Annotated in this window: 10 protein-coding genes; 4 read left to right on the top strand and 6 right to left on the bottom strand. The window is 61.3% G+C overall.

Going from position 1 to position 8,704, the window contains the following annotated elements; translation table 11 throughout:
• Positions 1 to 377 precede the first annotated feature (377 nt).
• A complete protein-coding gene (locus VLM75_03835) occupies positions 378 to 1,682 on the top strand; it encodes an AAA family ATPase (GenBank protein HSV96048.1) in 1,305 nt (434 codons plus the stop codon).
• Here the strand turns inward: VLM75_03835 and VLM75_03830 are convergent.
• Both VLM75_03830 and VLM75_03825 read right to left on the bottom strand, forming a co-directional pair.
• A complete protein-coding gene (locus VLM75_03830; GenBank protein HSV96047.1) occupies positions 1,640 to 3,205 on the bottom strand; it encodes a 1,4-alpha-glucan branching protein domain-containing protein in 1,566 nt (521 codons plus the stop codon). The genes VLM75_03835 and VLM75_03830 overlap by 43 nt on opposite strands.
• On the bottom strand, positions 3,206 to 3,739 hold the full coding sequence (locus VLM75_03825) for a DUF4912 domain-containing protein (protein ID HSV96046.1): 534 nt from the start codon (positions 3,737 to 3,739) through the stop codon (positions 3,206 to 3,208).
• Positions 3,740 to 3,963: 224 nt separating this feature from the next.
• Between VLM75_03825 and VLM75_03820 the strand changes: the two genes are divergently transcribed.
• Complete coding sequence (locus tag VLM75_03820; protein ID HSV96045.1) at positions 3,964 to 4,506, top strand: hypothetical protein; 543 nt, start codon at positions 3,964 to 3,966, stop codon at positions 4,504 to 4,506.
• Positions 4,507 to 4,519: 13 nt separating this feature from the next.
• Here the strand turns inward: VLM75_03820 and VLM75_03815 are convergent, their stop codons facing one another.
• Both VLM75_03815 and VLM75_03810 read right to left on the bottom strand, forming a co-directional pair.
• Entirely contained in the window at positions 4,520 to 5,203 is a 684-nt protein-coding gene (locus tag VLM75_03815) for a hypothetical protein (protein HSV96044.1), read from the bottom strand.
• Between the two features lie 79 nt (positions 5,204 to 5,282).
• Complete coding sequence (locus VLM75_03810) at positions 5,283 to 5,843, bottom strand: nitroreductase family protein (GenBank protein HSV96043.1); 561 nt, start codon at positions 5,841 to 5,843, stop codon at positions 5,283 to 5,285.
• A gap of 239 nt (positions 5,844 to 6,082) precedes the next feature.
• On the opposite strand from VLM75_03810, the gene VLM75_03805 reads away from it, so the two are divergent.
• Together VLM75_03805 and VLM75_03800 are read left to right on the top strand one after the other, a co-directional pair.
• Positions 6,083 to 6,721 carry a hypothetical protein gene (locus VLM75_03805; GenBank protein HSV96042.1) on the top strand — a complete coding sequence of 213 codons (639 nt, stop codon included), beginning with the start codon at positions 6,083 to 6,085 and terminating at the stop codon, positions 6,719 to 6,721.
• Between the two features lie 190 nt (positions 6,722 to 6,911).
• A complete protein-coding gene (locus VLM75_03800) occupies positions 6,912 to 7,613 on the top strand; it encodes a type 1 glutamine amidotransferase (protein ID HSV96041.1) in 702 nt (233 codons plus the stop codon).
• Between the two features lie 19 nt (positions 7,614 to 7,632).
• Here VLM75_03800 and VLM75_03795 read toward each other — a convergent pair whose 3' ends face one another.
• Complete coding sequence (locus VLM75_03795; GenBank protein ID HSV96040.1) at positions 7,633 to 7,794, bottom strand: hypothetical protein; 162 nt, start codon at positions 7,792 to 7,794, stop codon at positions 7,633 to 7,635.
• Between the two features lie 25 nt (positions 7,795 to 7,819).
• A complete protein-coding gene (locus VLM75_03790; protein HSV96039.1) occupies positions 7,820 to 8,698 on the bottom strand; it encodes a radical SAM protein in 879 nt (292 codons plus the stop codon).
• Positions 8,699 to 8,704 lie beyond the last annotated feature (6 nt).

Genomic DNA, 8,704 nt, shown 5'->3' with positions numbered 1-8,704 from the left:
GGCATGGACGCGACCGGCATCGCCGGCGGATAGGAGCATGGGGTGCAATAGATTGCCTGCACCGGAAAGCGAGGGACACGCCCGACTGCATACCCTCTAAACGCTCCGGATGGCGAAAAGGCGGTTTACAGGACGCGCCGCCCATGCGGATGTCTGAACGCCGGGTGTCGCCTCGAGCCGCCGGGCCAGTGGTAGTGGGTGCGGGCAATGGCACTCGGAATGGTGAAATGAAAGCAACGCGCTCTTCAGGGATGATTATACGTCCGCCATGCTCAACATCGCTTCCCATAAATGATTGACTTTCGGGATACCGGCGATACAAAAGGAGCGCAACCGTGCGCGTGCCGGCGCGGAATCCGGCGGCGGGAGGACGGCCCATGAGCGAAAACGACGACAGGCAGCTTATCCCCTACGACCGCATGAAAGAACAGGTGGAGCGCGAGGTGTTCGCCTTCATCGAGCGGCGAAACCTTCCCGAAGAGATTATGCCGCCGCGCTTCTCGTTCGAGAAGGGGACGGCCATGGTATCGTTCGCACTGCCGTTTCTGGGCGACGCGCTGCTGCTGCAATTCTTCGCTATCGCGAAGGCGCACCTGGGAAACGTGCGTATCCACGCATTCGACGACGGCTACTACGCGCTGCAGGCGCTCAACAAGAACCTCTTCAAGGCCGACAACATCCTGGACAACTTCAAGGTGGAGTTTTTCGGCATCACCGCGAACTTCCGCGCCGACTTCTCGAAGAAGGGGAACTTCGGCCAGGAGGAGATCGCGCTGGCGCTCGAGATATTCAAGACGGCCCACGCGCGGCTGAAAGACGACCCCTCGGTGCGCCTCAAGCGCCTTGGCGCGAGCATCTACGACGACAGCGGCCGCCTGGACTGGGCGTACATCGCCGGCTACGAAGAGGTGAAGCGCAAGATCCGCGAGTCGATCATCATGCCGCTCCAGAACCCCGAGATCTACGATTCGATCGCGCGGATGACGCGGCGAAGCTTCGAGTCCAACCGCCCTCGCGCCATCCTCTTCGAGGGGGGGCCCGGCGTGGGGAAGACCACCATCGCGCGCATCATCGCCGGAGAGGTGAAGGTGCCGCTGGTCTACGTGCCGATAGAGTCGATCATGTCGAAGTGGTACGGGCAGTCCTCGCAGAATCTCTCGCAGATCTTCGACGCCTGCGAGGACCTTGGAGGCAGCATCCTCTTCCTCGACGAGATCGATTCGCTCGCCGGCTCGCGCGACCAGAACATGTTCGAGGCGACGCGCCGCGTGCTCTCGGTGCTGCTGCGGCGGCTGGACGGCATCGAATCGGTGGCGAGCACCATCACGATCGGCGCGACCAACCGCAAGAAGGATCTGGACCACGCGCTCATCAGCCGCTTCGACCAGAGCATCCACTTTCCGTTTCCGAGCGCGCGCGAACGCGCGGCGATCTTCGGCAACTACGCGCGCCATCTTTCCGAAGAGCATCTCGTCGCGCTGGGAGGCGCCAGCGAAGGACTCTCGGGGCGCAACATCCGCGACATCTGCGAGTACACCGAGCGGCGCTGGGCGCGAAACCTCCTGGTTAAAAAGCTCGAGGCCTCAACGCCCGACTTCGATTTTTACAGGCATGCGCTGCGGGGCTGGAAAGAGGAGAATCAGATGATGGATTCGATCGAGGACGCGGCGAACAGCGGATAGGCCGCCCCCCTTTCATCAACATAATCGTCATCGGGCTCTCCCGCCTCGATTCCCGAAAGAATGCGCGAGGCGGCGACGATGTGCTCGTCGAGCCGGGCGCTGCCGTAGTCGGCGAACCGGTCCCAGGCGATAAAAAACGGCCAGTCCGAGGATTGCGCCAGCATGATCTCCGCCGCGGCCTGGCGGTACGCCGCCAGCGTGCGCGCGTTGGGCCTGTGGGCGAACAGGCGTTCGGCGAGTTCGGCTATTTTTGTATAAGCGTACAGGCAGGCCGGGTTGAGCCAGGTGTCGAAGTAGCCGCTCTTTCCCCACGAGCTCTCGGCGGGCCGTCCGTGGGAATCGACCCCCTCCCGCAGTATCTCCTCTGGCGTGACGAACTCGATGTCGTCCGTGTCGGCGGCAAGTCGCGCGAGCTCCTCGAGGAATTCGGGCCCCTCGTGCCACCAGTGGCCGAAGAGTTCCATGTCGAAGGGCAGGGTGAAGACGGGCGCCTGTCCCAGAAGGGGCGCGACCCCGGCGGCACGCTCGCGTATGCGCGAAATGAAGTCGGCGGCGTGCTCGCGGGCGGCCGCGGCGCCCATGGCATGGTCGTAGGTCTCGCGCTCCATGCCATCGCCCGTTATACGGTGCACTTTGATGCCCAGCGGCATGCGCTCGCAGCCGAGCCGCGAGAGCTCGATCTCGGACATCTGCCAGGTGTAGTCAGCGTGGAACTCGCGGTAGCGCGCGTCGCCGGGGTAGCCCGTGCGGTGGGCCCAGACGGCCCCGGACAACTTCAGCTCGCGCGGGAAGATGACGAGTCCCGATTCGGCGGCAAACGGCATGAAGTTGCCGTGATCCGGGCCCTCGGCGGCGTGGTAGGCGGCGTGCGCCTCGAGGAAGGTGTACTCCACGCCGCAGGCGCGCAGGAGCTCGTCGAGCCCGGCGTGGTAGCCCATTTCGGGAAGCCACAACCCCCGCGGCGCCGGACCGAACTCGCGGGCGAACAAGTTCTGTCCCGTCCGAATTTGAATCCGCTCGAGGGCGGCGCTGAAACGGTACGCGGGAAGGAGCGCGTGCGTGGCCGTTGTGGTGACGAGGGTGATGGCGCCGCGTTCGGAGAGGGAGCGGAATCGCGCGGCAAGGTTGCCCTCCGCCGCGTTCCACCAGTCGCGTGTTTCCTCGAGTTTCTCCGCAAGATGCGCGAGCGCGCCGGACAACGCGCCGCCGCCGGGCGCGGCGTGGACGTGCGCGAGCGCGATGACGCAGGCGAGGTAGTCGTCGAATTTATGCCGGTAGTAGCCGTCGCCGAGCATGGCCAGGAGCGTGGGGCTGAGCGAGACCGTTAGCGGAAAACGGACCCCCTTGTCGGCCAGAAGCTCCATGGTTCGAAGCAGGGGGATGTAGCATTCGGCGATATTCTGGTAGAGCCACAGCTCCTGCGCGGGGAAACGCTCCCGCGGTATTCGCGCGTAGGGCAGGTGCGCGTGGAGCACCAGCACGAGCCGCGCGGCCGGTCCCTTCCGCCGACGTCCCTTTCCCATTTACGGTGAGCTTGCGGAGGGAGAGGTGGCGTCGAGCTGTTCGCGTATGCCGCTGGCTTCGTAAAGGCGCGCACGGCGCTCGTCGTGGAGGAGCGGCCGGCTAAGGAGCGCCACCAGCGCCGCGTCGCCAAGCGGTATGTCGAGCTCGGTCGACTGTAATACTGCTTCGCGTTTTCCCTTTGAGGTCTGGTACGAAAGGCGCAGTACCACCCGCCGTCCGGCCATTGCTCCGGTGGTGAAGATGTGCCAGCGGTTTTCCCTGCCGTAGACCGGGATGTCCTCGATCTCGCCGGGGCCTCGCGTGTCGAGGGCGGTCACCTGTAAAAACAGGTACGGATCGCCGTGATAATCGGTAAGGGCCTTTCGTAAAATTTTTCCGTAGAGGTCATCGGAAATCTTCCACGACGCGTAGATACCCGCCCCGTCGACCAGGAGCGCGATGAGGTAATCGGACTCTTTTACCGCCTTCTTCCGCCCGCGGGCGGGGGCCGGAGCGGACGGTTGCACTGACTTCTTTGTCGTTTTTCCGGGCATAATGTTTCGCCTTTTTCCCCTAATATGGCCATGATGATCGCCCGCGAGGTGAAAAAAGTCAAACAAATATTGAAGTGATAAATACGGCTTCCGCGGATCGCGCCCGGCGCGGGGCGTATTTCGCATTATGCGCTTGCCTTTTTTCAAAGTATATGATACTCATGAATGCGCTGCGCGCGAAGCACGCAATACGGTCGTCCATTCAAGATAGGGGGGGGATCCGGATGTTCAGGAATTCGATAACCGGAGCGGTGGTGTTTTCCATTTTCATGCTCGCCGTATTCACAGCGACATGCGGAAAGAAGGAGCCGGGATATTTCCGCGACCGCGCGAAGGGCTTTTCGGTGGTGTTCCCGGACGACTGGGAGATAAAGACCGAGGGGCTCCTGGGCGCCACCGTGGTGCAGGCCCTTGGTCCCCTGGAAGAAAAGGGCGACCTCTTCAGGGAGAACGTCAACATCTCGGTCGAAAACCTGTCGAAAGACGTCGGCTTGCAATATTACCGCGAGATGACCTTCGATAACATCGCGAAGGCCCTGAGCGAGTTCCGAGAAACCGAGCGCACCGAGTTCACGCTCGACGGGCGAAAAGCGGTGATGACCGTCTTCACCCACCGGGCGGGAGCGCTCAGGCTCAAGGTGCTCTTGTGCCTGGTGGTGGAGCGCCATCGCGGCTACGTGCTGGTTTGCACGGCCACTGAGAAGAGCTACCCCGCTTTTAAGGAAACATTCTTTAAGATAATGCGCAGCCTGAAGCTGGAGGGATGAAGGAGGCTTCCGCCTATCGCGCCTTCCGGGCGTCCCACATGCGCGGAGAACCGCCCACCATGTAGCGCCCCTGGATGGTACGTCCCCCGTCGCGGTACTCGCCGGTGTAGACCTGCGTGAAATACGTTGTCGCCCCGGTCCGCTCCCTCTCGGCGGGCGTGGTAATGGAGCGGGTAAAGCGTATGGTGTTCCCCCGAATGTACACGCCCTTTAGCGGCTCCGCCACGCCTCTGCCCCATTCGGGGAAGCGCAGCGATCCGTAGACGTAACCTTCTTTAGCCCCCAGGAACAGGTATCCGGGGTTCCCCGACGCGTTGATCCGGTAGGTCCCCAGATAGGCCGCCGGGACCAGGCCGGACTCCGCTTCCGGTTCAGGGGGCGCCTCGTGGAGGATTTCAATAAAGGCCACGGTTTCCATTGAGATGAGCGCCGGCCGAAGGCCAGCATCGGGCGATTCGAGCGCGGCTTTTTTTGATGTGAAGCTTTCCGCCGTCCTCAGGCAGAGGAGATGTTTGCCGGCGATAGTGCAGGAGCGCACGAGATAAAACGCCCCGCCGGTTTCGCGCACCAGCGCCCGTTGCGAGGAGGCGATCGACAGGATGAGCGGAAGCGCGGCGAGCACCGCGAGCGCGATAATGACGACCGGCGGCGCGATGCGACTCCTCGTATTCCCTCTCGTGTCGGTTATCGTACCCATGGTAACGGATATGATAGCACGAATGACCCGGCGACAACAACAAAAAAAGTCCCGGCGCACGCGTTACTTCCGGGCCGACTTATTCGAGGAAGGGCTTTCCGTAGGCGTCGATAAAGGCGAATTCGGAAAGCGGTTTCCTCGGCGGGCCTTCCTTCCCGGTGACGGCCGGGCGACCAACGGGGATGCACGCAACCACCTCGCGGTCGGCCGGGAGGGCGAGGATCGATTTCGCCCTGTCGTGCTCCATTAGGCCGACCACCACGGTCCCGAGCCCCAGCTCGTGGGCTTTCAGGCACAGGTTCTGGACGGCAAGACCCAGGTCGAACATGAACCACTCGTTGAACTTCGTGAGGTTCTTCGCGTCGTAACATCCCGATATGCCTGTGCGGGCGCAGGCCGCTATGAGCGCGGGGGCGGCCAGGGAGCATTTTGTCGCCGGGTTTTTTTCGACATAGGTTCCCACGATCTTTTCTATCAGGGCGCGGTCGCGCAGTACGATGAATTCCCACGGCTGAACGTTCGCCCACGAGGGCGCCATTCTCGCCGCCTCGAGGATGGCCCGTATCTCTCCGTCGCTCACCGCTTCCTCGGTGAATCTGCGGACGCTCCTGCGCCCGGTAAGCGCTTCATGTAGTTCCATGCCATCCTCCGTCCTCGTATGAGTGTGCGCCTGCGCGGCGTACTGGTGCGCGGGTAAAACCCGTTCCTTTTAATAGAATACGGGCTATAATGTCAATCCATATCCCGTGCTGACCAAAACGCGGGGCCTGAATTCAAGGATGAAGTGCAATAGTGTTTGACATTCGGGCCGATGGATAGTAAATTACGGTCGAGGACGAAAAGTGGAAGTTTACCATACGTAATCAAGGAGGAGTTTGCATGAAGAAGGTACTGTTGGCGGCGCTGCCCCTGGCGGTGATCGCAGTGATCGCAGTGATGGCTGTGGGCTGCAGTTCCAGGGGGTCATCGAAGGGCGATATGGCCATGGATGTGTTTAACAGGGTCTCTTCTATGAATACCGACTCAATCACGGCAAAGAAATCTGATACGTCGGATTCTGAAGTTGCGGCGTCGAAGAGGAGGGCGGAGGCTCCCGGCGCGGATGGATCGGATGAGCACTACATACAGCCGGACGATTATTTCGTCGACAAGGACGCGTTTGTCGGCAAAACATGGATGTACGTAAGGCTGGCGAAGGTGGTTACGGCCCCCGGCGCCGCGACCAAATACGAGGGACAGTTCATGCTCGTCCACGACGGCAAGGAGATGTGGACGAAGAACTACTGGAAAACCAGGATCGCGACGAAGGCCGATATAAGGCTCGGCGCTGTCGTTATTATCTTCGAAGGAAATCGCCGGGACGACGTATACTCTGCCCCGGCGACCAAGAAGGAAGCCCGCAACGAAGCCTGGTTTATGGCTAAGATCACCGATACCTCGGATATCTACAAGGGATACGTTATGGTTTCGGGCGGATACCGTGTCGATGTGGACAACATGCGTGTGGCGGTGAAGTAAGCGGTTCGCACCGGCCCTGCCTGTCCGGAAAGCGCCCCGGCCTGGATACAGGCGGGGGCGCTTTTGTTTCCCGTGCGTTAAATTAATGACGCATTCCCTCCCCTGGGAATTTTTTCATTCATGACCGCCACTTCCCGTCGTATCTTGCTTTCGTTGTATTCCGCGATCCTGGAATAAAGGGGGTGGCGCGATGAAAATCCACTTCATACAGCACGTTCCCTTCGAGGGACCCGCCGCGATAAAAGACTGGGCGCTTCGGCGCGGCCATGCGCTTTCGAGGACAGCGATCTTCGAAGATGAGCCGCTGCCCGCGATGGATGGTTTCGACTGGCTTATCATAATGGGCGGACCCATGGGCGTGTACGATGAACACATTTATACGTGGCTTGCGCCCGAAAAGCGCTTCATCAGCGATGCCGTCTCCGCGGGCAAGGCCGTCCTGGGAATATGCCTCGGTGCCCAGCTCCTGGCCGCCGTGCTGGGTGGTACCGTGCGGCGTAACGCTCACCGGGAGATCGGGTGGTTCCCCGTGCGGCTTACGCCAGGGGCCGCGGACTTTCCCGCTTTCGCCGGGCTTCCCGGCGAATTCACGGCCTTCCACTGGCACGGGGACACCTTCGGCATTCCGCCGGGCGCCGCTTTGGCGGCCGAAAGCGACGCGTGCGCCGCACAGGCGTTTGCGTACAACGAGCGTGTCATCGGTCTGCAGTTTCACCTGGAGTCCACGGCGGAGAGCGTGGACGCGCTGGTTCGCAACTGCGGTGTTGAACTGGTTGATGAACGCTACGTGCAGAAAGCCGCAGAGCTCATTCCGCGCCCGAGGGAGTTCGGGGAGATGCGCGGGCTTCTCGACGGCTTCCTGGAGGGGATGGAGGCGGCCGCGAGGCGTTGAGGCCGCGCGGCGGAAAGCGTCACTGCCCCAGGATGTACTTGTTGACGAGGAACTCGGTCTGTATGGGGTTGAGATCGTACTTGCGGCTTGCCTCGTTGATCAGGGCGTTTTTATCGGCCCCGGGGTTTTCCTTCAGCTCGGCGCTTATGAAGCGCAGCGCGTTTTCCATAGAAGAATCCATGTTCACCTCGCCGTATCGGTAGTGTTTACAGCGCCCGCATATGCTCGGGTTTGAGCAGCCGGTCGTCGCGCTTTTTTAGAACCTCTTCGATGAGCGCGATCACCCTGTGCCGGTCATCGGGAAAACTCGCCCGGATCGGCAGGTAATTGGACGCGTGGTTCGACGTGAAGAAGCAGGGCGATTTGACCTTCATGTTGACGATCATAAGCCGAAGCTCGTTCAGCATCCCGAACTTGTCGGGGAGGACGAAACGCCCCTCGTGTGCCTCGCGGTACAGCCTGGTGTTCGGCAACAGCATGACGGTGAGCGCCCCCGCGTACTGGGGCGACATGGCGCCGAGGTGTTTCCCCGTGTCGATGGCGTGCTCCTCCGAGAGCTCGGTCCCGCCTATGCCCAGCAGCACCGTCTGCGAGAGAAGCATCCCCGCCTCTTTCACCTTTTCGGCCGCCTCGAGCTGTTTGTGCGGAAAGGCGCCCTTCTTGATACGCCGCAGTACCTCTTTGTTCCCGCTCTCGATGCCCTGGTATACGATGCCGAGCCCTGCCAGCCTGAGTGCCGCAAGCTCTTCGGGCGTCTTCTTGAGAATGGCCTTGGTGTTGCCGTAGACGCCGATGCGCTCGATTGCCGGGTTCTTTTTCCTGATGCAGTGCATTATTTCAAGGATATCTTCGTTCGGAAGGATCAGCACGTCGCCGTCGGCAAGGAAGGCCTTCCTGAAGCCGTACCGGTACGACGACATCTCGTCGATGTCGCGCTTTATGGTGGCCATGTCCTTAACCCTGAATTTCTCTTCCTTGTAGGTCCCACAGAAGGTGCACTGGTTGTGCGAGCATCCCACGGTGACCTGAATGATCATGCTGTAGGCCTCGCTGGGAGGCCGAATGACGTGTCCTACGTAATCCATCGCTCT

It is taken from the genome of Spirochaetota bacterium, assembly GCA_035477215.1.
In the GTDB taxonomy this organism is placed as follows: domain Bacteria; phylum Spirochaetota; class UBA4802; order UBA4802; family UBA5368; genus MVZN01.
This window is presented reverse-complemented; position numbering and strand designations above follow the sequence as displayed.